Origin of the sequence: Halomonas binhaiensis (assembly GCF_008329985.2) — a bacterium.
In the GTDB taxonomy this organism is placed as follows: Bacteria; Pseudomonadota; Gammaproteobacteria; order Pseudomonadales; family Halomonadaceae; genus Halomonas; species Halomonas binhaiensis.
Window position 1 is genome coordinate 1,299,351 of the sequence record NZ_CP038437.2, and the last position, 25,203, is coordinate 1,324,553.

At 58.9% G+C, this 25,203-nt stretch carries 20 protein-coding genes; 16 read left to right on the forward strand and 4 right to left on the reverse strand.

The window, feature by feature from the left end:
• Window positions 1-223: 223 nt before the first annotated feature.
• A complete protein-coding gene (sucC, locus tag E4T21_RS05645; protein ID WP_149284092.1) occupies window positions 224-1,390 on the forward strand; it encodes an ADP-forming succinate--CoA ligase subunit beta in 1,167 nt (388 codons plus the stop codon).
• Window positions 1,390-2,262, forward strand: coding sequence for a succinate--CoA ligase subunit alpha (gene sucD, locus E4T21_RS05650; protein ID WP_149284093.1), 873 nt, complete (start codon window positions 1,390-1,392; stop codon window positions 2,260-2,262). The genes sucC and sucD overlap by 1 nt, the downstream gene beginning before the upstream one ends.
• Before the next feature lie 112 nt (window positions 2,263-2,374).
• On the opposite strand, the gene E4T21_RS05655 is transcribed toward sucD, so the two are convergent.
• Together E4T21_RS05655 and E4T21_RS05660 are read right to left on the reverse strand one after the other, a co-directional pair.
• A complete protein-coding gene (locus E4T21_RS05655; RefSeq protein ID WP_149284094.1) occupies window positions 2,375-3,481 on the reverse strand; it encodes a glucosaminyl phosphatidylglycerol flippase in 1,107 nt (368 codons plus the stop codon).
• The gene (locus E4T21_RS05660; protein ID WP_149284095.1) at window positions 3,474-4,589 is read right to left on the reverse strand and encodes an N-acetylglucosaminyl phosphatidylglycerol synthase; all 1,116 of its coding nucleotides are present in this window, start codon (window positions 4,587-4,589) and stop codon (window positions 3,474-3,476) included. The genes E4T21_RS05655 and E4T21_RS05660 overlap by 8 nt, the downstream gene beginning before the upstream one ends.
• A 191-nt stretch (window positions 4,590-4,780) precedes the next feature.
• Here E4T21_RS05660 and E4T21_RS05665 point away from each other — a divergent pair, with 191 nt between their 5' ends.
• A complete protein-coding gene (locus E4T21_RS05665; protein WP_205423461.1) occupies window positions 4,781-6,241 on the forward strand; it encodes an amidohydrolase family protein in 1,461 nt (486 codons plus the stop codon).
• A gap of 57 nt (window positions 6,242-6,298) precedes the next feature.
• Here E4T21_RS05665 and E4T21_RS05670 read toward each other — a convergent pair whose 3' ends face one another.
• Window positions 6,299-8,245, reverse strand: a complete 1,947-nt coding sequence (locus E4T21_RS05670; RefSeq protein WP_149284096.1) for an exoribonuclease II — start codon at window positions 8,243-8,245, stop codon at window positions 6,299-6,301.
• A gap of 334 nt (window positions 8,246-8,579) precedes the next feature.
• On the opposite strand from E4T21_RS05670, the gene E4T21_RS05675 reads away from it, so the two are divergent.
• From E4T21_RS05675 to E4T21_RS05735, 13 genes are all read left to right on the forward strand, one after another.
• Window positions 8,580-9,314 (forward strand): GntR family transcriptional regulator, encoded by a 735-nt coding sequence (locus E4T21_RS05675; protein WP_149284097.1) that lies wholly within the window; start codon window positions 8,580-8,582, stop codon window positions 9,312-9,314.
• A 9-nt stretch (window positions 9,315-9,323) separates the two neighbouring features.
• Entirely contained in the window at window positions 9,324-10,460 is a 1,137-nt protein-coding gene (locus tag E4T21_RS05680) for an N-acetylglucosamine-6-phosphate deacetylase (RefSeq protein WP_149284098.1), read from the forward strand.
• Window positions 10,444-11,463, forward strand: coding sequence for an SIS domain-containing protein (locus E4T21_RS05685; protein ID WP_205423462.1), 1,020 nt, complete (start codon window positions 10,444-10,446; stop codon window positions 11,461-11,463). Before E4T21_RS05680 ends, E4T21_RS05685 begins: the two co-directional genes overlap by 17 nt.
• Before the next feature lie 54 nt (window positions 11,464-11,517).
• Window positions 11,518-14,067 (forward strand): phosphoenolpyruvate--protein phosphotransferase, encoded by a 2,550-nt coding sequence (gene ptsP / locus E4T21_RS05690; protein WP_149284099.1) that lies wholly within the window; start codon window positions 11,518-11,520, stop codon window positions 14,065-14,067.
• On the forward strand, window positions 14,064-15,776 hold the full coding sequence (gene nagE, locus E4T21_RS05695; RefSeq protein ID WP_149284100.1) for an N-acetylglucosamine-specific PTS transporter subunit IIBC: 1,713 nt from the start codon (window positions 14,064-14,066) through the stop codon (window positions 15,774-15,776). Before ptsP ends, nagE begins: the two co-directional genes overlap by 4 nt.
• Before the next feature lie 138 nt (window positions 15,777-15,914).
• On the forward strand, window positions 15,915-16,727 hold the full coding sequence (locus E4T21_RS05700) for a Cof-type HAD-IIB family hydrolase (RefSeq protein ID WP_149284101.1): 813 nt from the start codon (window positions 15,915-15,917) through the stop codon (window positions 16,725-16,727).
• A gap of 108 nt (window positions 16,728-16,835) precedes the next feature.
• Entirely contained in the window at window positions 16,836-17,561 is a 726-nt protein-coding gene (locus E4T21_RS05705) for a response regulator (protein WP_149284102.1), read from the forward strand.
• Window positions 17,561-19,006 carry a sensor histidine kinase gene (locus E4T21_RS05710; RefSeq protein ID WP_149284103.1) on the forward strand — a complete coding sequence of 482 codons (1,446 nt, stop codon included), beginning with the start codon at window positions 17,561-17,563 and terminating at the stop codon, window positions 19,004-19,006. The genes E4T21_RS05705 and E4T21_RS05710 overlap by 1 nt, the downstream gene beginning before the upstream one ends.
• Window positions 19,007-19,111: 105 nt before the next feature.
• Entirely contained in the window at window positions 19,112-20,314 is a 1,203-nt protein-coding gene (locus E4T21_RS05715; protein ID WP_149284104.1) for an AGE family epimerase/isomerase, read from the forward strand.
• A 108-nt stretch (window positions 20,315-20,422) separates the two neighbouring features.
• Window positions 20,423-21,697, forward strand: a complete 1,275-nt coding sequence (locus tag E4T21_RS05720; protein WP_149284105.1) for an ABC transporter substrate-binding protein — start codon at window positions 20,423-20,425, stop codon at window positions 21,695-21,697.
• Between the two features lie 89 nt (window positions 21,698-21,786).
• Window positions 21,787-22,716, forward strand: coding sequence for a carbohydrate ABC transporter permease (locus tag E4T21_RS05725; protein WP_149284106.1), 930 nt, complete (start codon window positions 21,787-21,789; stop codon window positions 22,714-22,716).
• A complete protein-coding gene (locus E4T21_RS05730; RefSeq protein ID WP_149284107.1) occupies window positions 22,709-23,605 on the forward strand; it encodes a carbohydrate ABC transporter permease in 897 nt (298 codons plus the stop codon). The genes E4T21_RS05725 and E4T21_RS05730 overlap by 8 nt, the downstream gene beginning before the upstream one ends.
• A gap of 38 nt (window positions 23,606-23,643) precedes the next feature.
• A complete protein-coding gene (locus E4T21_RS05735; RefSeq protein ID WP_149284108.1) occupies window positions 23,644-24,756 on the forward strand; it encodes an ABC transporter ATP-binding protein in 1,113 nt (370 codons plus the stop codon).
• A gap of 66 nt (window positions 24,757-24,822) precedes the next feature.
• On the opposite strand, the gene E4T21_RS05740 is transcribed toward E4T21_RS05735, so the two are convergent.
• On the reverse strand, window positions 24,823-25,125 hold the full coding sequence (locus E4T21_RS05740; protein ID WP_149284109.1) for a hypothetical protein: 303 nt from the start codon (window positions 25,123-25,125) through the stop codon (window positions 24,823-24,825).
• Window positions 25,126-25,203: the final 78 nt, after the last annotated feature.

Sequence of the window (25,203 nt, forward strand, 5' to 3'; positions counted from 1 at the left end):
ATGTGGTGAGGTTCTCTCACCGTCTCGGATCGGTCCTTCCCGAGACAACAAGCGTCAGGCATCAAGGCTAAACAAGCTTCAGTGATATTTAGAAGCTTGTTTAGCAGGTCTGGCGTATCGCCTCTGGCTATGTATCGGAGGCGGTCGGTGGCGACATGAAATGGCATTCTCATGAATGCAGCATGTCGCCGTTCGAGTCACATGCAACCAATGGCATGAATCGATGAACCTTCACGAGTATCAAGGTAAGCAGCTGTTTGCCGATTATGGTCTGCCCGTTTCCAAGGGCTTCGCCGTCGACACCCCTGAAGAGGCCGCTGAGGCCTGTCGCAAGATCGGTGGCGACATGTGGGTGGTCAAGGCTCAGGTCCACGCTGGTGGCCGCGGCAAGGCTGGTGGTGTCAAGCTGATCAAGAGCCCGGAAGAGGCTAAGGCCTTTGCCGAGCAGTGGCTGGGCAAGAACCTGGTGACCTATCAGACTGATGAGAATGGTCAGCCGGTTGCCAAGATCCTGGTCGAGAACTGCACCGATATCGCCAATGAGCTGTATCTGGGTGCCGTGGTCGATCGCTCCACCCGCCGCGTGGTCTTCATGGCTTCCACCGAAGGTGGTGTCGAGATCGAGAAGGTCGCTGAAGAGACTCCCGAGAAGATCCTCAAGGCCGAGATCGACCCGTTGGTCGGTGCCCAGCCGTACCAGGCCCGTGAGCTGGCCTTTGCCTTGGGCCTCGAAGGCGTCCAGGTCAAGCAGTTCACCAAGATCTTCCTGGGTCTGTCCAAGATGTTCCATGACAAGGACCTGGCACTGCTCGAGATCAACCCGCTGGTGATCACCGACGAAGGCAACCTGCACTGCCTCGACGCCAAGATCAACCTGGACAGCAACGCTCTGCATCGCCATCCGGACCTGCAGGAAATGCGTGATCCGTCCCAGGAAGACGAGCGTGAAGCCGAAGCTGCCCGCTGGGAGCTGAACTATGTTGCGCTGGACGGCAACATCGGCTGCATGGTCAACGGTGCTGGCCTGGCCATGGGCACCATGGACATCGTCAACCTGCACGGCGGCAAGCCGGCCAACTTCCTTGATGTGGGCGGTGGCGCCACCAAGGAGCGCGTGGCTGAAGCCTTCAAGCTGATTCTCTCCGACGACAATGTCCAGGCTGTCCTGGTCAACATCTTCGGCGGTATCGTGCGCTGTGACATGATCGCCGAAGGCATTATCGGTGCTGTCGAGCAGGTCGGCGTCAACGTACCGGTCGTGGTGCGTCTGGAAGGTACCAATGCCGAGCTGGGTGCCGAGAAACTGGCTTCCAGTGGTCTGAACATCATCGCTGCCCAGAGCCTCACCGACGCCGCTCAGCAGGTAGTTAAAGCAGCGGAGGGCAAGTAATGAGCATCCTGATCGACAAGAACACCAAGGTTATCTGCCAGGGTTTCACTGGCGGCCAAGGTACCTTCCATTCTGAACAGGCCATCGCCTATGGCACCCAGATGGTCGGTGGTGTGACGCCAGGCAAGGGTGGCCAGACTCACCTGGGCCTGCCGGTGTTCAACACCGTCAAGGAAGCAGTTGAGCAGACTGGCGCCGAAGCCAGCGTGATCTACGTGCCGGCACCGTTCTGCAAGGACTCCATCCTGGAAGCCGCCAATGCAGGCATCAAGCTGATCGTGTGCATCACCGAAGGTATTCCGACGCTCGACATGCTCGACGTCAAGGTCAAGTGCGACGAGCTGGGTGTACGTCTGATCGGCCCGAACTGCCCCGGTGTCATCACTCCGGGCGAGAGCAAGATCGGCATCATGCCTGGTCATATCCACAAGCCGGGCAAGGTGGGTATCGTATCTCGCTCCGGTACCCTGACCTATGAAGCCGTCAAGCAGACTACTGATTACGGTTTTGGCCAGTCCACCTGCGTAGGTATCGGTGGTGACCCCATCCCCGGTTCCAACTTCATCGACATCCTCGAGATGTTTGAGAAGGATCCGCAGACTGAAGCCATCGTCATGATCGGTGAGATCGGCGGTACTGCCGAGGAAGAGGCTGCAGCCTACATCAAGGCCAACGTGTCCAAGCCGGTGGTGTCCTACATCGCGGGTGTCACTGCTCCTCCTGGCAAGCGTATGGGCCATGCTGGTGCCATCATCTCCGGCGGCAAGGGTACTGCGGATGAGAAGTTCGCTGCTCTGGAAGATGCCGGTGTGCGCACCGTGCGTTCTCTCGCCGATATCGGTGAAGCACTGAAGGACGTGACCGGCTGGTAAGCCGTTTCGTCCTGGCAGTACAGCGTCATGCAAAAGGCCACCTTTGGGTGGCCTTTTGTGTTTCCGCTGATCTGATATCGCCAGCAGGGTTCTGTTGGTTGTCCTGGTCAGGTCAGCTCGCAGTGAGTTTGGATCGCACCTTGCGCCCCTTGAGCCAACGCAGGGCATGGGTCGTGAAGAATGGAGCTCCGGCAAGCAGATAAAGGTGGTAACTGACCAGGCGCCAGATAATCACGGCCGCAGCGGCTTGCTCTCGATCCATCAACGGCAGCAGCAGGGCACCGACACTCACCTCGGCAGCGCCGGCACCGCCAGGAAGCATGCTGAGCTGCCCAGTAGCCATAGACAGCATCTGGGCGAGGAAGCACCAGGCCCAGGTGGCCATTCCATCACTCATCCCTCCCGGGGCATTTTCATTGCTGGCCCCCATGCTGGTGACGCCGACGACAGCCAGGAAAAGCAGGCTGTAGCGCAGTACCCAGTGGAGACTACATAAAGCGAAGATGGCCACCAGCTTGGCGGGAGGTAGCTGCAAGGTCATGATGGCCGAGCGTCGACAGCGCAGTAATCTGCGGGCCAGCCAACGGCGTTTTGATCTCCCGAGCCAGTGTCTGCGGCCTATCGACAGTGGGCGAGTACGCAGTAGCCTGGGCAGAAAATACAGCGACAGGATGAGGAGCAGGATGGTCACTATCAGGCCTAGCAAGGCTGACTCGATCAGCGCTTGATATGGCCAGTCTGTGGCGGTGGTCATGGTAATGGTGACAATGATGCTGAGCATGAGCGTGAAGAACAGCATGTCGCAGCTCTGATCAACCAGATAGATGGCCGCTCCCTGTGAGGGTGAATAGCCGCGTCTGGTCAACAAGGCGAGGAAGGTGGGCGGGCCTCCTGCACCTCCCGGGGTAGCACAGATGGCGAACTTGCTGGCCATTTCGATGGACAAGGCGCTGGCCTGCCCCAGGCGTCCTGCGCGGCCTGCCAGCATCAGGCGTAGGCGGGCAGCATTGATGTTCCAGCACATGACGGCCAAGACGATCATCAGGGCGAACATGGGTAGTGGAAATGCTGCAATCGCCAGGAAGGTGCCCCGACCTCCCAACCACCAGGGCACGACTAGCGTCGCCAGCAGGGCAAGGGCAAGGGCAAGGGCGAGGAGAGTACCGTGCAGGTAGTGTCGATGGGCTGATCTGGGAAAAATAGCGAGACTTTCAGCCATAGCGGCGCTGGGCTCCGTGCCCTATATCAATGAGCTCTTCATAGTGATTGAGCAATTTACCCATGACCTTGTCCCAATCGAAATATCGTTCCACATAGCGGCGGGCATAGCGTCCACTGGCTGCGGCATCGTTGGCGAACAGGGCTTCGGTGGCATCTGCCATGGCTTGTGGGGCGAGAGGGGTGCAAAGAATACCGGCACCCAGCGGGATGTTCTCGATCAATGCTCCAGCCCTGGCTCCAATCACGGGAATGCCAGACGCCATGGCCTCCTGAGCGATCAGGCCAAACGTTTCTCGAGTTCCTGCATGCAACATTGCATCACTGCTGGCCAGGGCACGAGCGACCTCGTGAGTCCCGACGCAGCGGTCGACCACAGTGACATTGCTCGGCACCTTGTGGGGCATGCCGGGGCCCATCAATAGCATGTGATAAGGAGAGCCCAAGCGCTCCATGGTGGCCAGCAGCACGTCGATGTTCTTTTCTCGAGAATAGCGTCCGACGAAGATCAGCAGACGTGAATGATTGTCCAGCCCCAGCCGCTGGCGTAGCTCCGGATGGCGCTTGCTGGGGTGGAAGGTGTCCAGGTCGACACCCAATGGCTGGACTCTGACGCGCTTCAGGCCCAGAGAATAGAGACGATCGGCCATGGATTGACTAGGTGCCAGGACACTGTCGAAACGCGAGTAAAGGTTGACCACATAGCGTTCCAGGCGGCGACGTACGGTGTTGCCAAAGCGATCTCCCATCAAGCGTGGGAGATCGGAGTGGTAAAAGCCCACCACCGGTACCCCCAGGTGCTTGCCAGCATTCAGGGCTGCCCAGGCAGTGACATAAGGGTCCCCGGCTTCGATCAGGTCGGGGGCCAGATCCACCAGGGCATCGCGCCAGGGGCGGGCGCGCAAGGGAAATCGATAGCTCTGACCCAGCGGTAGTTTCATGGCCGGCAGATAGTGGTGGTCACCCAGGATGTCGTGTTCTGCGCCAGGAACCAGGAGGCTGGTGCGCAGGCCTGCGTCGCGGTTGAAGATGCGGTGCTTGGCCTGAAGGTAGGTTCTGACCCCGCCACTGGCGGGAGCATGGAACATGGTCACGTCAGCAATGTGCATAGGTTCCTCCTGAACCCGCCTTGAAGATGTCTCCCAGCCTATGGCGTTGATACGACAGTTTTGCGACAGCCTGGAGCACGTTGCATGTCCGGTTTGCGGTATTCATAAATCGAATGCCTGGCATTCGAAAATATCCTTGGCAGTGTTGTCGATAATTTTTTAGCTTTGACAATGGGTTAGGTGAAAGCTGCATGCCTGAAACAATGACAAGACAGGAAGGTGCGCGAGTGAGTGAAATGAGCGAAGGGAATGAAAGGAGTGGAAGAGGCAAGGTAAGCCGTCGAGACTTTCTCAATGCGACCGGTAAGCTGACGGCAGCATGCGCCCTGGTGGGAGCGGGAAGTGGAAGCGTTCAGGCAGACAATTTTTCTGGCCAGCCAAGAGAGGGCAGCGATGGACGCCAGAAGGTGATTACCGATCGCCATTACTATCTGGGAGATGTTCGGCTTGAGGAGGGTTTCGAATATGACGGAGATACTGTCGTAGGCACCCGGACAGCCTTGTACACTCTTGAACTCAAGGATGGCAAGATCGCCAGCATTCTCCCTGCCGGTGCCTCGTTGGATGCCAGTTTGCCGCGCTACAGTGCCCAAGGCCGTCTGGCCCTGCCTGCAACCCGCGACATGCACATTCATCTGGACAAGACATTCTATGGTGGGCCGTGGCGGGCTCCTCGCTCACGCCAGGGCAAAAACATTGCGGACATGATCGCGCTGGAACAGCAGCTGTTGCCTGAGTTGCTACCGACATCGCAGCAGCGTGCCGAGGCATTGATTGCACTGCTCCAGGCCCATGGCAGTACTCAGGCCAGAAGTCACTGCAATATCGATCCGGTCAGTGGATTGAAAAGCCTGGAACATTTGCAAAAGGCCCTGGACAACCATCGTGACGGTTTCTCTTGCGAGATCGTGGCCTTTCCGCAGCACGGCTTGCTGCGCTCCAATGTCGATGGTTTGATGCGCGAGGCCATGCAGATGGGTGTTCAGTACGTTGGTGGACTGGATCCCACCAATGTCGATGGAAGCATGGAAGCCTCGCTGGATGCGATGTTCCAGATTGCTATCGATCATGATGCCAAGGTCGATATCCATCTCCATGAAACGGACCCCTCGGGGGCTGCTGCGATTCGTTACATGACGGACATGGTTGAGGCGACGCCCGAGCTGCGTGGCAAGCTGACCATCAGTCATGCCTTTGCCCTTGGCACCTTGGATGCAGGAGCGGTTGATGAGCTTGCGACTCGCTTTGCCCAGCAGCAGATCAGCATTGCCTCCACGGTACCGATCGGTGAACTGGTCATGCCACTGCCGGCGCTGTATGCCAAGGGCGTCAACGTGATGACTGGCACCGACAGCGTGATCGACCATTGGTCCCCCTTCGGTACGGGCGACATAATGACCAAGGCCAACCTCTTTGCTCAGCTGTATGGCGACATAGATGAATTTGCACTGTCGCGTTCGATGGCGATTGCCACCGGAGGCATGCTGCCCTTGGATGAGCATGGGCAACGTCAGTGGCCGGCTGTGGGCAGTGATGCCCGCTTCGTGCTGACCGATGCCAGTTGTTCTGCTGAGCAGGTGGCGCGGGTCTCACCACGCCTGGCGACGTTCCATGATGGCCGGCTGGTTGCAGGGGGAGTCTGGAAAGCTTGAAGCAATAAAACGGCGCCCCATGGGGCGCCGTAGATGTGTATAGCATAGAGGAGAGGATCAGGCAGCAGGGCGAGCCACCAATGAGCGGGTCTCCTCGCGAGCTTCGGTCAAGACGACCTGAATCTGGTCGCCCAGCTTGAAGCGTTCTTCCCCTTCGATCTGGATACGGCCTTCCTTGTCATCCACCGCCACCTTGTCACGGTCGGCGTGCATCAGGGGGGCAGGGACGAAGGCCGTGGCGCCATTGGCTGTCAGGCGCACACGCATGCCACCACGATTGATGGCGATGATCTCGGCATCGAACGTTTCTCCTGAAACTGCTGCCGAGGCCAGATAGCGTACGTACAGCCAATCCTTGACATCACGCTCGGCCATGCGATTCAGGCGGCGACGCTCGGTCAGCTGCTCGGTGAGCTGCTGACTGGCTTCGGCGGGTGCCTGCTCGCCCTTGAGGACGCGCTTGATCAGGCGATGGTTGACCATGTCGCCGTATTTACGGATCGGGGACGTCCAGGTGGCGTAAGCCGGCAGACCCAGGCCGAAGTGAGGGCCCGGTTGGGCGGACATGCTGGTAAAGCCCTGGAACTTGCGCAGACGGGCATCGAGCCAGGCATCATCGCGGCTTTCCAGCGCACGCTTGAGTTCCTTGTAGCGAGCCAGGTCGGTCAGCGCTTCGCACTCGACATCGATTTCCTGACTTGCCAGGAAGCTTTGCGCAGCTTCTGCCTTATCGTTATCAAAAGCACGGTGGACATTGAAGATGCCGTGACCCACATGGGTAGCCAGCAGGTCTGCACAGCAGGCGTTGGCTGCGATCATCGACTCTTCGATCATGCGGTTGGCAATGCGCCGTTCTTCCGTGCGGATGGCCAGCACATTACCGGCCTCATCCAGGTCGAAGACATAATCGGGGCGGTCCTTGAACACCAGGGCGTGCTGCTCACGCCAGGAGCTTCGTGCCTCTGTCATGTCACGCAGCAGCTTGAGCTGTGTGGCAATGTTATCCGCTGGAGCACATTCGCTCTGGCCTTCATTTTCCAGCCAGTCGGAGACCTGATCGTAGATCAAGCGTGCATGTGAGCGCATGGTGGCAGCGAAGAAACGATAGCCCCCGAGGCTGCCATCGGCGTTGATCTCCAGGCTGCAGGCGAGAACCGGACGCTCCTGGTCCTGATGCAGTGAGCACAGATCGTCGGCCAGCTGCTCCGGCAGCATGGTCACGTTCTGGCCAGGCAGGTAGACCGTAAAGGCGCGGGTACGGGCTTCCAGATCGGCGGCGTGGCCTTCTTCCACATAGGCAGTGGGGTCTGCGATGGCCACGGACAGTGTCCAGCCACCCTGTTCGCGGGGTTCGATGCTCAGGGCATCGTCCATGTCGCGGGTTTTTTCGCCGTCAATGGTGAAAAAGGGCACTGCTGTCAGGTCTTCTCGAGCCAGGCCTTCATCACGCAGGACCCAGTCACTGCCTGCATCCGGGCATTCCTGCTCCAGTGCATGACGGGCCAATGTTACACGCCACGGCACTGCCGGGTTATCGACCTTGGCTACCAGTTCATCGATCTGGGTGAAGAAGGCGCGATCGTCAGGCTTGAGCGGGTGACGCACCAGACGTACCACGACCCAGTCACCGTTAGCGATGTCATCTTCGTCGATACCACGCTTGATGCGAGCCTTGAGCACATTCTTGACCGACGGATGGTCCGGCACCACGGCCAGGCGCCCATCACGCTTTTGCACCCGGGCGATGAAGCGCTCCATATTGGTTTCGATCAACGTGTCGGGTTCTACCGACTTGCGCTCACCATCTTCATGCAGGACGGCTTCGACACGATCACCGTGCAGAACCTGCTTCATGGCAGGGGGCGGTACGAAGTAGGACTCTCCATCATCGGTTTCAAGAAAACCGAAGCCCTTTTCCGTTGCTTTGATGACACCGCTGACACGTGGAGTGTTTTCGCGGATCTGTTGCTTGAGCTGAGCCAGCAAGGCGTTGTTCTGCAGCATGGTCACGATCGAGTGGCGAGAAGTAAGGAGGCCACTATACGGATTGTTCGAGCTGGGGCCAAACCCTGAACTGGCCGACTACGCCAAATCAACGATTTGCGGGCGCCTGTAGCACTCTTGGGGCACATGAATGTGCGCTAGGGCAAAGTTTGGATGGGTATGCGACTAAATTGGTATTCAAGTGGTATGGCTTGAAGGGCATATTGGTTCTATATTGGTTCTATGCAGATCCGGTCATGACCTTTTGCTCATCAATGGATCATGTCCTGACAGCTGCTGCCCTTGCAGTTGACGCTTATACAGCCATCGCCTTGACGACTATCGAGATGCCCGCATGGATTCACGATTCGAACGCCTGAAACTCGACGCTTCCCTGGCGACACCGCTGTACCGCCAATTGGCCAGCCAGCTTGAAATCGCCATTCGCTCAGGGGAGTGGCAGGCAGGAGAAGCCCTGCCTTCGGAACGCAATCTGGCCGAGGCTCTGGCGGTATCCCGAATCACAGCACGCAATGCTCTGGACCAGTTGGAGGAAAGTGGCCTGATCCGGCGTGATCGTGGGTCTGGCACCTTCATTCGTCCCAGCATGAATCAGTCGCTCGCCCGCTTGGTCAGTTTCAGCGAGATGCTGACTCAAAGAGGGTTTGCGCCACGTTCAGAATGGTTGGTCCGGGAGTTATGCCGGCCGAGCAGTGAGGAAAATCTGCGTCTGGGCCTGCCTGCCAATGCGCAGGTGGCCAGACTCAAACGCTTGCGTCTGGCTGATGACGTTGTGATGGCGGTGGAGGAAACCTGCATGCCGATCACCGTCATGCCTGACCCACGTGTGGTGGAGACCTCGTTGTACCGCTGTCTGGAAGACGCCGGGCAGCCCATTGTTCGCGCTCAGCAGCAGATAACGGCAGTGAACGCAGGAGAGGAGCTGGCCCGGTTGGCTGAGGTACCTATCGGTCAGGCGCTGCTCAAGGTCACGCGTCTGGGGTATCTGGCTGATGGCACTCCGGCCGAGCTGACGGTGACCTACTGCCGTACCGATTACTACGACTTCAGCGTCGAACTGGCGCGCTAGGAGAATCCCATGTCCCGATCTTCCTCCACGCTACATGGCAACATCCTGACATCGGAGGGTTGGCTGCTAGGTGAACTGAAGATGGTGGATGGTCGCATCGCTGCCATTGAAGGCCATCTGGTGGATCCCGCCGACAATGACCTGCCAAGATTCCTGCCGGGTTTTATCGACTTGCATGTCCATGGCGGTGGGGGAGCCGACACCATGGAAGGGGGGGATGCCGTCGCCACCTTGGCGGCCACCCATGTGCGCTTTGGCACTACCAGCCTGCTGGCGACGACCATGACGGCTGCCCAGCCAGAGATTCGCCAGGTGCTCGATGATATCGCTCGCTATATGGACGCGCCCGAACCACAGGCTGCGAGGGTGATCGGTGTACATCTGGAAGGCCCCTATATCAACCCGGGCAAGCTTGGGGCACAACCCGCACAAGCCCAGGTGGCGACCATTGCCGAGCTTGATGAGCTGTTGGCTCTGGCACCGATACTGCTGGTGACCCTGGCGCCGGAATTGTCCGGGCATCACGACGTGATTCGCTATCTCAGTGAGAAGGCGGTGCGCGTTCAGCTCGGACATACCCTCGGTAGCTATGAGGAAGGTGTCGAAGCCATGGCGCATGGTGCCTGCGGCTTCGCGCACCTATTCAATGCCATGACCGGATTGCATCACCGTAAGCCGGGAATGGTGGGTGCGGCCCTGGCTCATGCCGAATATGCCGAACTCATTCCTGACCTGCTGCATGTGCACCCCGGCGCCATTCGAACGGCCCTGCGCTGCATTCCCCGTCTCTATGCCGTGACGGATTCCACGGCAGCTGCAGGTATGCCAGATGGTGATTACAAGCTTGGTGCACAGACAGTCACCAAATGCCTTGGAGGCGTTCGGCTGGCAGATGGCACCTTGGCAGGCAGCACTCTGACCATGGACCAGGCTCTGCGTAATTTCGTCAGCCTGGGCCTGACGCTTGAAGAAGCCTCACATCGCCTCTCTCTCTACCCCGCGGATTTCCTTGGACGGCACGATATCGGTCGCCTGAGTGTGGGGGCACAAGCCGACGTCGCGGAGTTTGACGCTGAGCTCAACCTATTGTCCGTCCATGTGGGCGGTAGTCTCGTATCTGGAGAATCCTATGTCTCTCATGCTTGAAGAGGCGCTGAATGCGCCGGAGCGCGTGCGTGGCCAACTGGTACGCAATCAGTCAGTGCTGGGTGAGCTGGGGGAGCGTCTGCGCTCTGCAGCGCCCCGAGCCGCGATGACTGTGGCTCGAGGCAGCTCTGATCATGCTGCCAGCTACCTGGCCTACCTGTGCATGCAGAGCAGGGGAATCCCGGTTGCTTCGTTACCGCCGTCCCTGTCCACGCTCAGTAATGCCCCCTGGAAACTGGATGGGCAAGTTGCCATAGCGATTTCCCAGTCCGGCCAGAGTCCGGACCTGGTGGCCAGTCAGAAGGCATTGAAAGAGGGAGGAGCCCTGACCTTGGCACTGGTCAATACGCCGGAATCTCCTTTGGGCAAGATCAGCGATGTTGAAATTCCGCTATTCGCCGGAGAAGAGCGCAGCGTGGCGGCTACCAAGAGCTATCTGGCCACTCTGTCCGCGGCAGCGCAACTGATGGCCTACTGGAATGATGATCAGACTCTGCTGGGGGCCCTAGAGGAACTGCCCGACCGTCTTGGTGAGGCGGCTGCCCAGGATTGGAGTTCAGCACTGGACGTACTGCGCAACAGCGAACGTCTGATGGTGATTGGACGCGGCCCTGGTCTGGCCATTGCCCAGGAAGCTGCACTCAAGTTCAAGGAAACCTGTGCCATTCAGGCCGAGCCGTTCAGTGGTGCAGAAGTACGTCATGGCCCCATGGCATTGATCGAGCCTGGATATCCAGTGCTGGTGTTCGCACCTCCTGGGCCGGAACAGGCAGGGTTGCTGGAGTTGGCTGAATGGCTGGGTAGCGTGGGGGCTCGGGTGTTGCTGGCGGCGGATGAGCGCGTTTCCCAACGTCACCTCACTTTGGCCGATACCGGACATGAATCGCTGCAGCCGTTGTCGGTCATCCAGAGCTTCTATCCCATGGTGGCGCATCTGGCACAGGCCCGGGGCATTGATCCGGACCAGCCGCGTCATCTGAGGAAAGTCACCTGCACGCTCTGAGCGAATAACGATAAATCCAACCAGCCTACCTGTTACCAGGTAACGGAGCCGATCATGTCATCCTCCACAATCACACTGGTTGCACCGCTCAAGGGGATTGTCGTCCCCTTGGCGGAAGTGCCGGATCCAGTCTTTTCCGAGGGAGCCCTGGGTGATGGTATTGCCCTGGACCCGCTGAGTGATTGCTTGTGCGCCCCCTGTCATGGCGAAGTCATTCAATGTGCCAGGACTCAGCACGCATTTACCTTGCGTCATGCAAGCGGCATTGAAGTCCTGGTCCATCTTGGCCTGGACACCGTGGCCCTCGCGGGACAGGGCATAGAAGCTCTGGTCAAGTTGGGACAGCAGGTCGAGGCTGGACAGCCTCTGTGTCGCTTCGATCCGGACAAGCTGGCCCGTGAAGCCACCTCCTTGATCACGCCGATGGTCGTACTGGATAGCGCTGGCTGGTGTCTGGAAGGACAAGCGGAACCTGGTGTGGTGATTGCACAGGGGGAGCCGCTGCTGACCTTGAGCGATACGCAAGTGGAAGCCAGCAGTGCCACTCCTGTATCCGGTACGCGCAAGGAGGGCCGCTTGACGTTGGCGCTGGAAACCGGCTTGCATGCACGCCCGGCAGCGAGGTTGCGCAGCATTGCCAAGGAGCATGGCGTCACGCTCGTGGTCTACGGAGAGGGCCGCTCCTCCAGTGCCAACAGTGTCAGTGGGTTGATGAACCTGGGACTGGTATGTGGCAGCGAGGTGACTCTCGTTGTGGACGGTGACGGTGCCGAGCAGGCATTGACCAAGGCAATGGCGCTGTTGACCACAGCGGAAGGCCATGCAGCCATACCCAAGTCGTTGGCACCATTGGTGGCAGAGCTGGGTGAGGGAGAGTTGGCTGGCCTGGTAGCGAGCCCCGGTCTGGCCAGCGGGCCGCTGGCCAGGCTCAGCATGCGCTTGCCTCAAGTACCCGAAAAGGGACAGGGCGTCGACGTCGAGAAACCGCGACTGATGGCGGCGCTGGAAAAGGTCGGCGGACAGCTGGAAGCGGCTCGTCATGCGGCCGAGGTAGCTGGCAAGAAAGCGGAAGCAGAAGTCTTCGATGCGCATCTGGCTTTGCTGGATGACCCGGGGTTGATTGCGGTCTCAGTAGGCCGCCTGGAACAAGGCCTGAGTCCTGGGCAGGCCTGGCGTGAGGCGCTCGATGAAGAAGCGGAAAAGCTGCGTACCAGTGGTAACGAGATTCTGGCGGGGCGAGTGGCCGACCTACAGGACCTGCAACGCCATGTGATGATGGAGTTCTGCACGAATCTCGAAGATGCCGAATCTTTGGTAGGCAGTATTCCTCAGGGCGCCATTGTTCTGGCTCAGGACCTGACGCCGTCTGCCTTTGTCGAATTGTGTGAGCAGAACCCGGCCGGATTGTGTCTGGAAGCGGGCGGTGTGACATCCCATCTGGCCATTCTGGCACGCGCCCGAGAGCTGCCTTGTCTGGTCGCCATGGGCGATGCCATCAGTCATCTGTGTGAAGGTGTCGCGGTACTGGATGCGGATAGTGGCAAGCTGGAGACCACGCCAGACCACGAGCGCCTGGAGCAGGTAGGCAAGACACTTGCCAGTCGTCGGGCCCAGGCGGAAGCCGAGAGAGCGAAAGCGCATCATGAAGCGGTGACCTGTGATGGGCGCGTTGTCGAAGTGGCGGCCAATATCGGCTCCAGTGAGGAGGCTCGTCAGGCTCATGCCAATGGTGCCGATGGTGTCGGTCTGATGCGCAGCGAGTTCCTTTTCCTCGGACGTGACCAGGCACCAAGAGAAGCCCAGCAACTGGCTGAATATCAGGCGACCATCGACGCTCTGGGCGCCAAGCCTCTGGTCATTCGTACCCTGGATATTGGTGCCGACAAGCAGCTGTCTTATGTCAGCCTGCCTTCTGCCCCCAATCCTGCGATGGGAATTCGTGGTACACGCCTGTGGCAGAGCAACCCTGAATTGCTGGATACCCAATTGCGTGCATTGCTGGGCGTCAAGCCATTGCGCCATCTGCGCATCATGGTGCCGATGATCTCGGATGTCAGTGAGCTGGAATGGGTGCGTGAACGCATGGAAGTCACGGCCGCCGAGATGCATTTGACCGAGTTGCCACTGCTTGGCGCCATGATCGAGGTACCTAGTGCAGCCTTGTGCGCAGGTAGCCTGTCAAGAGCGGCAGACTTCCTCTCCATCGGCACCAATGACCTGACTCAATATGGCCTCGCCATGGATCGGGAAGATCCTCTGTTGGCCGCCCGTGCCGACGTGTTGCATCCGGGAATACTGCGCTTGATCCAGGCCGCGCTGCAGGGCACAGCAGGACGCTGTCCAGTGGCCGTGTGTGGTGCTGCCGCGGGCGATCCACTGGCGGGCCCCTTGCTAGTGGCCATGGGCGTCGATGAACTGTCGGTGGAGCCATCGCGTATTGCCGCGGTCAAGGCACGAGTACGTCGCCTGGATAGTCGGATCATTGCATCTGAACTGGAGCGTTTGCTGGCGCTGCCGGATGCCGCAGCGGTACGCCACGAGCTGGCGCCGCTGGTCGATGCTGCGCTCAATTCTGAGGTTACCCCGGAGAGGATCCCATCATGATAAAAATACTTGGATCTCGCCTGATGGCCGCGTTACAGCTGCTCGGGCGTTCACTGATGCTCCCTATTGCGGTGTTGCCGGTGGCCGGCCTGTTGCTGCGTCTGGGACAACCGGACTTGCTGGATATTGCGTTCATCGCCGGCGCGGGTGATGCCATCTTCGCCAACCTGCCGCTGGTGTTTGCCATTGGCGTAGCCGTCGGGCTTGCCAATGACAGCAACGGCGCTGCTGGACTCGCGGGTGTCATCGGTTATCTGGTGCTCGATGCTGTACTCAAGAGTATCGATGAGAGCATCAACATGAGTGTGCTTGCCGGTATCCTCATGGGGGTTGTTGCAGGTCTTTTCTACAATCGCTTCAAGGCCATTCAAATGCCGGAATATCTGGCATTCTTTGGTGGTCGTCGTTTTGTGCCCATTGCCACTGGCCTGGCAGGTGTCGTGCTGGGGATCGCGCTTGGCTGGGGATGGCCGCCAATTCAGCAAGGTATCGATACCCTCGGCCACTGGTTGATCGATGCGGGAGCCCTGGGCAAATTTGTCTACGGTGCGCTCAATCGCCTGTTGATCGTTACCGGGCTGCATCATGTGCTCAACAGTTTCGTGTGGTTCGTGTTCGGCAGCTACGATGGTGCGACCGGTGATCTACATCGCTTCTTTGCTGGTGATCCGACTGCAGGTGGATTCATGACCGGCTTCTTCCCGGTGATGATGTTTGGCCTTCCGGCCGCCGCTCTGGCGATGTATCACACGGCCGAGAAGGGGCGTCGTGCCCAGGTCGGAGGCCTGCTGATGTCCCTGGCTCTGACGGCCTTCCTGACGGGAGTGACTGAGCCGATCGAGTTCACCTTCATGTTCCTGGCACCGTTGCTATATGCCTTCCATGCGGTGATGACGGGGGTGGCCATGGCCATTTCCCAGTGGCTCGATATCAAGTTGGGTTTCACCTTTTCTGCAGGAGCGTTCGACTATGCCTTGTCCTATGGCCTGTCGACCAACGGCTGGATGGCGATTCCGTTGGGCCTGGCCATGGCGGCGATTTACTACTTTGTCTTCCGTTGGGCGATCGTACGCTTCAATCTGCCAACCCCAGGGCGTGAGCCTCTGGTGGATGGAGGAGGTACTGCCGCGACAGTATCCCTGGACGAGCGTGGCCCGGCCTTTGTCGTCGCCTTGGGAGGCGCTGACAATCTGGCCAGCGTGGGCGCCTGCACGACTCGCTTGCGCTTGGTCCTGGCTGAGCCCGACAGGATTGACGAGGCGACCCTGAAGGCACTGGGAGCCCGCGGTATCCTGCATCTGGCAGGCGGAGGCCTTCAGGTCATACTAGGGCCGATTGCGGATAGTGTGGCAGATGAAATTCGTACTGCGATGACGGCCATGGGGCAAGCCGCTCCAGTGGTCTCCGCAACCGACAACCGGGTCGACGAGCCAACGGTTCCGGCACTCGAGCTCAGCGCCGATGATCTGTCGGCCTGGCAAGAGGCCTTGGGCGGCCAGGATAATGTGCGCGAGCTTGAAGCCTGTGCCGTTACCCGTTTGCGTGTCACCGTTGCGGGCAATGGCAATATCGACGAGCAGGCATTGACGCATCTTGGTTGCCACGCTGCGATGCGTATTGGTGACAGTACCTGGCACTTGATCGTTGGTGACAGGGCGGCTGGACTTGCCGGGTGTCTGAAAAGGGCGGGTCTGGCAGCAAGCGACTGAGCTGACGTACCCAAGCCCCGATAATGCAAACGGCACGCCTCTTGGCGTGCCGTTTGCGTCGAGACACGGTAATCTGGGCATGGCAAATGCCACAGGCAATACCGCCAAGGGCTGGGCGTAATGGAGGTTCTTCATTTCATGGATGCACACCTGATCGTTTCCGATCTCGATGGTACCTTGCTCGGTGCCGATCATGATCTGGCCGAGATCACTATAGCCACTCTACGGGAGCTGGCTGGCCAAGGGCACCATATCGCCCTGGCATCCGGTCGGCATCATCTCGACATGCTGGCTTTCCGTGACCGCCTTGGTATCGATGCACACATCATCAGCAGCAATGGTGCCTGGACATTGAACCCTAAGGGCCTGTGCCTGCGCCGGCACTATCTGACGTCGGAGATTGCCCAGACATTGATTGGATTGCCGCGTCCAGATGGTGTGCGTCTCAATATTTATCGCGATGACGCCTGGGTGATTGACGACCATGCCCCGGGGCTGCTCGCATTGCACGATGCTACGGGGTTTGGCTATCGCGTGGAGGCCAGCCCGGAAATGAGCGCAGAAGGCATTGGCAAGGCGCTGTATATCGGTCAGCCCCAAGCATTGGCAGAGCTCGAGTCCGCAGTGAGGCTGGTGGCAGGGGAGGCACTGCACATTACCTATTCCATGGCCAACTCTCTCGAGATCATGGCCGCAGGTGTCAATAAGGGAACTGCGGTTGCGGCATTGCTCGATGACCTTGGCATTCCTGCCGATCGTTGCCTGGCCTTTGGTGACAACCTCAATGACATGGAAATGCTGGCTCTGGCAGGGGAAGGTCATGTGATGGCCAATGCTCATCCGAGGCTGGCGACGGAAGTGCCAGGAGCCAGGGTCATTGGCCACCACGCAGAGCATGCCGTGGCGGTGCGGCTACGTGAGCGCTTTGGTTTGACGCCAGCAGTGAGCTAGGTCTGCCTGCCGCAAGGCCTGCAGCCTCTACCACCATGGTGCAATCGTGATAACTCGTGGCGCTGGCTAAGGTATCTTGCCTTGAGACAAGCGCTTTCAGAGACTTCCATGAACACACCTAGCGCGCCTATTGTCGTCGTCGATGACGATCCCGAAATTTGTGAGCTGCTTGCCGATTATCTGGGTCGTCATGGGTACTCGGCACGCATTGCTGAAAATGCCCAAGCGCTTTATCGCTTGCTTGAGGAAGCAATACCGGCTCTGGTCATTCTCGACCTGATGATGCCCGGCGAGGATGGATTCGCGGTATGCCAGCATCTACGCAAGCAGGGCGATCTGCCCATCATCATGCTGACGGCAAGCGATGATCACACAGACCGCATTCTAGGGCTGGAATTCGGAGCTGATGATTATCTGTGCAAGCCATTCGACCCTCGGGAGCTACTGGCCAGGGTCAAGGCGGTCCTGCGTCGCTGCCAGCCCCGTGAAGTCAGCCTGGCACCATACAAGGCTCGGGTGCTGGCGTTTGGCGACTGGCGCCTCGATAGAGTAAGCCGTGAGCTGATGGGGCATGACGGGGAACGTTTGCCTCTCAGTGGCGCGGACTTTCAATTGTTGCAGGTGTTTCTGGATCGCCCAGAACAAGTCCTGTCTCGTGAAGACCTTTATCAATTGACACGGGGGCGTCCGGCTCCGCCGCTGGATCGTTCCATGGACGTGCATGTGTGCCGCTTGCGTCAGCGATTGGGTGAAGATGCCCAGCATTCTCAGTTGATCCGTACGGTGAGGGGCGCGGGCTATGTGCTGGCAGCCCGGGTTGAGGCGCTGGCCTGATGCGCATCCTGCCGCGGACTCTGCGCGGGCGCTTTCTGTTGATCATGGTCATCGGTGTCCTGGGGGCTCAGGTGATGAGTTATGCCTGGTGGAGTGCCCAGGAGAGTGAGGAGCAGAACGCGCGTGTGGATGAAATGTCGAAAAACCTGGCCTACAGCGTGGCTTCCACGGTGCGTTTCTTCCGTTCCTTGCCCCATGCCTATCGCCATGTTGCCCTGGATCAGCTGCGTGACATGGGTGGCACGCGTTTCTTTGTCAGCGTCAACGATCATCGTTTGCCGGTCATGGATATTGGTGATGGCCCGGCCAAGGAGCTGGTCGTCGATACCATGCGTCGAGTGTTGCATCGGGAGCTTGGGGTATCCCAAGTGACGGTGGAGTTTTCCCATCCTCGTAATCTGCGTTTACTCAGTACGGAAGTACTGCTGGCCGAGATGCCTCCTCGTTGGGGGCAGCATACCTTGTTGAGCGCCACGCAAGATCAGCCGATTCTGGTGGTGCAACTGCCCCTGGGAGGAGGGCAGTGGCTGTATGTGGCGACCCTGATGCCGATGCCCGGTATCTTCCATGATGATTTCTGGCTATCCCATGATCGGCTATTCGTATTGCTGGTCGTGCTGGTGACGGTCATTGGGTTGTCGGCATTGGGGATTCGCAGTGCGACACGCACGCTGGGACGTCTGGCCAGGGCTGCCCAGCGCCTGGGCAATGACCTGGATGCGCAGCCGTTGCGCGAGACTGGTCCCAGAGAAGTGGCCACGGCGGCGGCGGCCTTCAATCGCATGCAGAGACAGCTGCAGCATCAGGTGGAGGAGCGTGAGCGCTTGTTCTCAGCGATTTCTCACGATCTCAAGACTCCGATCACCCGTATGCGGTTGCGTGCCGAGATGCTGGATGATCCGCTACAGCGCGAACGCTTCGCCGCGTCACTGGATGAGATGGACCAACTGGTGCGCGGTGCCCTGGCTTCGGTCAAGGGGTTGGATATGCATGAACATGCTGAACCTTGTGAACTCAGGCCTCTGCTGGAACACCTCTCCACGGAAGTCGCTCTGCTGGGAGGCCGGGTCAGCATCAAAGGCAAGGCAGAACCGCTGCTGATCAAGCCTCTGGCATTAAAGCGGGCACTTGCCAATCTGCTGGAAAATGCCGTGTTCTACGGCACGAGTGCGGAAGTCACACTGCAAGACAGCCCGGATGTGCTGACGTTGACGATACATGATCATGGTCCAGGTATTCCCGAGGAACAGATGAATCGGGTTTTCGAGCCATTCGTACGCCTGGAACCTTCGCGCAGTCGCCATACAGGCGGTAGTGGGCTGGGCTTGAGCATCGCCCGTCATATCATTCAAGCACACGCAGGGACTCTGGTGCTGACCAACGGTCTGGGCGGTGGGCTGGAAGTGTCCATCCGCATGCCTCGCCCAGGTCCTTTTGCACATTAATCGGAGTGGCAGCCAATTTGTCGTGCCAGGCCCTTTGCAACACTTGGTAAAAGAATTCAGCAAAGGACTTGGCGTAGGCTGTGGTGATCAAAGGAGGATGCTGCAATGAATTATTTCGATCCCGCTTTTCTCGATCAGCATGTACGCAAGACGATGGCCTTCTACCATCCTCGGGCCATTGATCCTCATGGTGGTTTCTATCAGTACTTTCGGGATGATGGTGAGGTCTATGAAAAAGGCCATCGCCACCTGGTCTCCAGTGCACGTTTCGTTGTCACCTATGCACGCTTTGCGCGCCAGACAGAAAATGCCGAGTACCTGCGTTGGGTACGCCATGGCCTGAAATTTCTCGAAAGTCAGCACTTTCAGTCTCAACAGCAAGGCTATGCCTGGACGCTAAAGGATGGTGTTGTCGAGGACAGTACCCATCACTGCTATGGCCTGGCGTTTGTGCTGCTGGCCTATGCCGAGGCATATCGTGCGGGAGTCGAAGAGGCTCGGCAGGGGGTCGATCGTGTCCATGCCATGCTTCAGCGGCGTTTCTGGGAGCCGCAGTGGAACCGTTTCGCCGATGAGGCCGACGCCCATTGGCAGCTTTCGGACTACCGGGGGCAGAACGCCAACATGCATGGATGTGAGGCGTTGATTGCCGCTTATGAGGCCACTGGCGAAGTGCATTTTCTGGATCAGGCCATGGCGATTGCCAATGCCCTGGTGCGTGCCAATCTTGGTGATCCTCGTGATAACCCGAATGGCTGGATCTGGGAACATTACGATCGGCAATGGCGGCGTGATCTCGATTACAACCGCGATGACCCCAAGCATCTGTTCCGCCCCTGGGGCTATCAGGTTGGCCATCAGACCGAGTGGGCCAAGCTATTGGCCATTCTGGCGCGACATCGTGATGATGCCTGGTTGATTCCTGCTGCCGAACGCCTGTTTGTCTCGGCGCTGGAGGCCGGCTGGGACAGCACACACGGCGGCCTGGTCTATGGCCTGGACCTGCAGGGAAAGGTCTGTGATGGCGACAAGTATTTCTGGGTCCAGGCCGAGAGCCTTGCGGCTGCGGCTCGCCTTGGCGAGGCGACAGGCAAGGCCGTGTATTGGCGCTGGTATCGCCGTCTGTGGGATTTCAGCTGGGCCCATATGATCGACCATCGCCATGGCGCCTGGTATCGCATCCTGACCCCGGACAACCAGGCCTATTCCGATGAGAAGAGTCCTGCCGGCAAGGTGGATTACCACACCATGGGGGCCTGTCAGGAAGTCATGGAAGTCTTGACGCGGCGAAATATTACAGCCTCGTAAGATTATCCATTACTACGTAACCCAAGAAGGAAGCGGGATGCGCTAGCGTATTGTCAGGCGGTGCCTCGGGTGCCGCTACATAACAAGACAATAAACAGGAGTGACATCATGCCCGCACGCTTGCGTTTCCCGATGCTGCGTCTTACTTGCGCGGCCGTGGCCACCGCCGCCGCCCTGACAACGACGGCGGTTCAGGCAGGTGAGGTAGAGGTTCTGCACTGGTGGACATCCGGAGGGGAGGCCGAGGCAGTCGGTACACTGCGCGATCTGCTGGAGCAGGAAGGGCATTCCTGGAAGGACTTCGCCGTTGCCGGTGGTGCCGGCGACAGTGCCATGACGGTGCTCAAGTCACGTGCCATGTCCGGGAATCCTCCATCCGCCGCTCAGATCAATGGTCCAGAAATCCAGGAATGGGGAGAACTTGGCCTGCTCGGCAATCTGGATGATGTTGCGCAGGAGGGGAACTGGGACGAACTGCTGCCGGACGTTGTGGCCAACATGATGAAGTATGACGGCCACTATGTGGCTGTGCCGGTCAACGTGCATCGTGTCAACTGGCTATGGGCCAATCCGGAAGTGCTGGCGGCTGCAGGAGTGGAGGTGCCTACCTCCTGGGATGAGCTGTTTGCCGCGGGCGAGAAGCTGCGTGAGGCCGGTTACGTTCCCTTGGCCCATGGTGGTCAGCCGTGGCAGGACGCCACCACTTTCGAGACCGTCGTACTGAGCCTGGGAGGCGCCGATTTCTATCGCAACGCCTTTGTGGAACTGGACGAGGATACTCTGAAGAGCGAGACCATGATTGAAGCGCTGGATACCTTCAAGCGTCTGCGCGAGTTGATGGACGAAGGCATGCCCGGGAGAGACTGGAACCTGGCGACCAAGATGGTCATCGACGGTCAAGCGGCCATGCAGATCATGGGGGACTGGGCCAAGGGGGAGTTTTCCGCAGCAGGCATGAAGGCAGGCAGCGACTACGTGTGCGCGCCGGTGCCTGGCACTGATGCCGATTTCATCTTCAATATCGATAGTTTCGCCATGTTCCAGCTGGAAGATGAAAGTGCTGCCGAGGCTCAGAAAACACTGGCACGGCTGATTCTTGAACCGGACTTCCAGGAGTCCTTCAACAAGATCAAGGGCTCGATTCCGGCACGTCCGGACCTCGACATGGGCGATTTCGACAGCTGTGCCCAGCGTTCCATGGAAGACTTCAAGGCGGCTCAGGCCAATGACACCCTGGTGCCGAGTGTTGCCCATCGCATGGCGATGCGAAGCGACGTTCAGGGAGCCTTCTTCGATATCATCACCAACTACTTCAACGATGAGTCGATGACCGCCGAACAGGCGTCCGAGCGTCTGGCGCAGGCTGCCAGTCTGGCGTTCTAGATCCGGGAACCGACTCTCCCATTCGCGGCCCTGGTCGGGCAACTCAGGCCAGGGGCGCGGTTGTCGAGGCATGTTGAGGTAATTCTGCGATGCCCATCAGCACATCTCAGGTACCGGCTCAGGCTGGTACTCGGGGCCACTCCGTCTCTGCCAGTCTGCAATCCTGGCTGCCCAGGCTGGTGTTGGCTCCCTCCGTCGCCATATCTCTGTTCTTCGTCTATGGCTTCATGATCTGGACGTTTGTCCTGTCCCTGACCAACTCACGCATGTTACCGAGCTACCATTTTGTCGGTTTCGGTCAGTACGCCCGCCTGATGGCCAATGAGCGCTGGTGGGTCGCTGCCTCCAATCTGGCCATTTTTGGCGGCCTGTTCATTGCCATCTGTCTGGTCATCGGAGCCGGGCTTGCCATTCTGCTCGATCAGCGCATTCGCCAGGAAGGCACCTTGCGCACCCTCTATCTCTATCCCATGGCCTTGTCTTTCATTGTTACCGGGGTGGTGTGGAAGTGGCTGCTCAATCCCGGGTTGGGCATCCAGGCCATGGTACGCAGCTGGGGATTCGACAGCTTCACCTTTGACTGGCTGGTACAGCCTGACATGGCAGTCTACACACTGGTCATCGCGGCAGTATGGCAGGCGTCCGGGTTCGTCATGGCACTGTTTCTGGCCGGGTTGCGCGGTATCGATGACGAGATCATCAAGGCGGCCCAGCTCGATGGAGCCAGTCTCCCGCGCATCTATAGGCGAGTGATTCTGCCTTGTCTACGACCGGTGGTGTTCAGTGCCGTGATGATCCTGTCGCACATTGCCATCAAGAGCTTTGACCTTGTGGTAGCGCTGACCGGCGGCGGGCCCGGTTATTCCTCGGATTTACCCGCTACCTTCATGTACGCCCATGCCTTTACTCGGGCCCAGATTGGCCTGGGGTCGGCCAGTGCCATGCTGATGTTGGGGGGCGTGCTGGCGATTCTGGTGCCATATCTGTACAGCGAGTTGAGGAGCAAGCGCGATGTCTGATGCCATTCGCCGAGGACAGGTGATTCGTCGTCAAACACCCGCAGCCAAGGCTCTGCGCGGACTACTTTATGCCGTGCTGATCGTTGCTGCTGTGGCGTACCTGATGCCTCTGGTGGTCATGCTGTTGACCTCCATCAAACCGCTAGCCGAAATCACTCCGGGAAACCTGTTGGCGCTACCCCGGTCGCCGACCGTCGAACCCTGGGTGAAGGCTTGGGGAGAGGCCTGTACGGGCATGCGTTGTGAAGGGGTCGGGGGCTATTTCTGGAACTCCTTTGCCATTGTCATTCCTGCCGTGATCATCTCGACGCTGGTCGGTGCGCTCAATGGCTATGCCTTGACCAAGTGGCGCTTCAAGGGCTCGAACCTGGTGTTCGCGATGATGCTGTTTGGCTGCTTCATCCCCTTTCAGGTCGTGCTGCTGCCCATGGCCCAGACCTTGGGTTGGTTGGGATTGGCCAGCTCGCGCTCGGGGTTGGTACTGGTGCATGTGGTATTTGGCATCGCGTTCACCACCCTGTTCTTCCGCAACTTCTATGTGGGTATCCCCGATGAGCTGGTGAATGCGGCCAAGCTGGATGGCGCCGGATTCTTCCGCATCTTCTGGCGCATTCTGTTGCCGGTGTCGGCTCCGATCATCGTGGTCTCGGTAATTTGGCAGTTCACTCAGATCTGGAACGACTTTCTGTTCGGGGTGGCGTTCTCGGGCCATGACACTCAGCCGGTGACGGTAGCACTCAACAACCTGGTCAATACCTCCACCGGTGCCAAGGAATACAACGTCGACATGGCGGCAGCGATGATTGCTGCGCTACCAACGTTGGTGGTCTATGTGCTGGCTGGCAAGTACTTCGTGCGGGGCCTTACCGCTGGTTCGGTCAAGGGCTGACGTTCATTACAACGACAATTCAGCGACGAGAGTTCATCATGTCCGCTCTGGAAATACATCAACTGCACAAGAGCTTCGGTTCGACTCATGTCCTCAAGGACGTCAACATTTCCATCGCTTCTGGAGAATTCCTGATTCTGGTAGGGCCATCAGGCTGCGGCAAGTCGACCCTGATGAATGCCATCGCTGGCCTTGAGCCGATCACTTCTGGGGAGATTCGTATCGGAGGCGAGGATGTCACCTGGCGAACGCCGGCAGAAAGAGATATCGCCATGGTGTTCCAGTCCTACGCGCTCTATCCCAGCATGACCGTGCGTGGCAACATCGCCTTCGGCCTGGAGATGCGCAAGATGCCCAAGGCCGAGCGTGAAGCTGCGGTGCAGCGGGTTGCCGACCTGTTGCAGATATCGCATCTGCTGGATCGCAAGCCATCTCAACTGTCGGGAGGACAGCGACAGCGAGTGGCCATGGGCCGTGCCTTGGCCCGAGAGCCGCAGATCTATCTGTTCGATGAACCGCTTTCCAATCTGGATGCCAAGTTGCGTGTCGAGATGCGCACCGAGATCAAGAAACTGCACCAGCGTCTTGGCACCACCATCGTCTATGTCACCCATGACCAGATCGAGGCCATGACACTGGCGGATCGTATTGCGGTGATGCGTGATGGACAGGTGCAGCAACTTGGTACGCCGGATGAGATCTACAATGACCCCATCAATATGTTCGTTGCCGGTTTCATGGGCTCGCCGGCAATGAACTTCGTCGAAGCTGTGCTGGAAGGCGGTAGAGGCAACTACGCACTGCGCATCAGTACGCCAGAACAGCAAGACCTGGTCTTGCCATGGCCGGCCGAGCGGGACACCGATGTGCTGGCTTCGCGCGTCGGGCAGAAGATGATGCTGGGACTGCGTCCGGAACATTTGAGCGAAGCAGGCGGGCATTCCGGGGCAGGCACAGGCATGGCCGCCGTGATCGGGGTCGTGGAGCCAACCGGTGCCGATGTGCTGATCAATCTGCCCCTGGGGGAGGGGGAGGTGACTGCCCGGGTAGGGCCGGACTGTCGCGCTCGCCCTGGTGAACGGCTGGAACTGCAGGTGGATATGCGTCGCGCGGTGCTTTTTGATCCGCAAAGCGAAGTACGTCTGGCATAAGTGCGTCTGGCATAAGTTCTGGTGCTCCTTTCGACAAGTGCTGGCGACGGCGCTTGTCGTCAGTGGTTAGTCACCTCCGCCATCTCCACCCCCACCGCCGCCAGAATCACCACTGAAGCTCCCTCCTGAATCGCAACTGCTGCTTGAAGATATCCGGTTGGAAGTATCGGTATTGCAATTGCTGGAACTGTCGTCAACGGCGTAAGCCGAAGATGTGCCATTACCGACGACAATGGGGGCGCTGTTATCAGATGAACGGCGCAGGGGGCGAGATCCAGTGACGCCTCGGGTACCCAGGTAAATGGCCAGGGCGAGCATCACGAGGCCAAAGGCAACTGTGCCAATGGCCCAGTAGAGAGTAGCTGTCATTCTTTGCTTCCTTGCTTGTCGGTATCTACAAAATGCCTGTACTTGGCAATGCGGCGTTGAAATTTTGCCTTGTCTTGA

Excerpts from the sequence above, each read along its gene's own strand:
- E4T21_RS05740 (WP_149284109.1), bottom strand. The coding sequence starts at position 25,125 with ATGACAGCTACTCTCTACTGGGCCATTGGCACAGTTGCCTTTGGCCTC.
- E4T21_RS05705 (WP_149284102.1), top strand. The coding sequence starts at position 16,836 with ATGAACACACCTAGCGCGCCTATTGTCGTCGTCGATGACGATCCCGAA.
- E4T21_RS05680 (WP_149284098.1), top strand. The coding sequence starts at position 9,324 with ATGTCCCGATCTTCCTCCACGCTACATGGCAACATCCTGACATCGGAG.
- E4T21_RS05710 (WP_149284103.1), top strand. The coding sequence starts at position 17,561 with ATGCGCATCCTGCCGCGGACTCTGCGCGGGCGCTTTCTGTTGATCATG.
- E4T21_RS05720 (WP_149284105.1), top strand. The coding sequence starts at position 20,423 with ATGCCCGCACGCTTGCGTTTCCCGATGCTGCGTCTTACTTGCGCGGCC.
- sucC (WP_149284092.1), top strand. The coding sequence starts at position 224 with ATGAACCTTCACGAGTATCAAGGTAAGCAGCTGTTTGCCGATTATGGT.
- nagE (WP_149284100.1), top strand. The coding sequence starts at position 14,064 with ATGATAAAAATACTTGGATCTCGCCTGATGGCCGCGTTACAGCTGCTC.
- E4T21_RS05665 (WP_205423461.1), top strand. The coding sequence starts at position 4,781 with ATGCCTGAAACAATGACAAGACAGGAAGGTGCGCGAGTGAGTGAAATG.
- E4T21_RS05700 (WP_149284101.1), top strand. The coding sequence starts at position 15,915 with ATGGATGCACACCTGATCGTTTCCGATCTCGATGGTACCTTGCTCGGT.
- E4T21_RS05660 (WP_149284095.1), bottom strand. The coding sequence starts at position 4,589 with ATGCACATTGCTGACGTGACCATGTTCCATGCTCCCGCCAGTGGCGGG.
- E4T21_RS05670 (WP_149284096.1), bottom strand. The coding sequence starts at position 8,245 with ATGCTGCAGAACAACGCCTTGCTGGCTCAGCTCAAGCAACAGATCCGC.
- E4T21_RS05715 (WP_149284104.1), top strand. The coding sequence starts at position 19,112 with ATGAATTATTTCGATCCCGCTTTTCTCGATCAGCATGTACGCAAGACG.
- E4T21_RS05685 (WP_205423462.1), top strand. The coding sequence starts at position 10,444 with ATGTCTCTCATGCTTGAAGAGGCGCTGAATGCGCCGGAGCGCGTGCGT.
- ptsP (WP_149284099.1), top strand. The coding sequence starts at position 11,518 with ATGTCATCCTCCACAATCACACTGGTTGCACCGCTCAAGGGGATTGTC.
- E4T21_RS05655 (WP_149284094.1), bottom strand. The coding sequence starts at position 3,481 with ATGGCTGAAAGTCTCGCTATTTTTCCCAGATCAGCCCATCGACACTAC.
- E4T21_RS05735 (WP_149284108.1), top strand. The coding sequence starts at position 23,644 with ATGTCCGCTCTGGAAATACATCAACTGCACAAGAGCTTCGGTTCGACT.
- E4T21_RS05725 (WP_149284106.1), top strand. The coding sequence starts at position 21,787 with ATGCCCATCAGCACATCTCAGGTACCGGCTCAGGCTGGTACTCGGGGC.
- E4T21_RS05730 (WP_149284107.1), top strand. The coding sequence starts at position 22,709 with ATGTCTGATGCCATTCGCCGAGGACAGGTGATTCGTCGTCAAACACCC.
- E4T21_RS05675 (WP_149284097.1), top strand. The coding sequence starts at position 8,580 with ATGGATTCACGATTCGAACGCCTGAAACTCGACGCTTCCCTGGCGACA.
- sucD (WP_149284093.1), top strand. The coding sequence starts at position 1,390 with ATGAGCATCCTGATCGACAAGAACACCAAGGTTATCTGCCAGGGTTTC.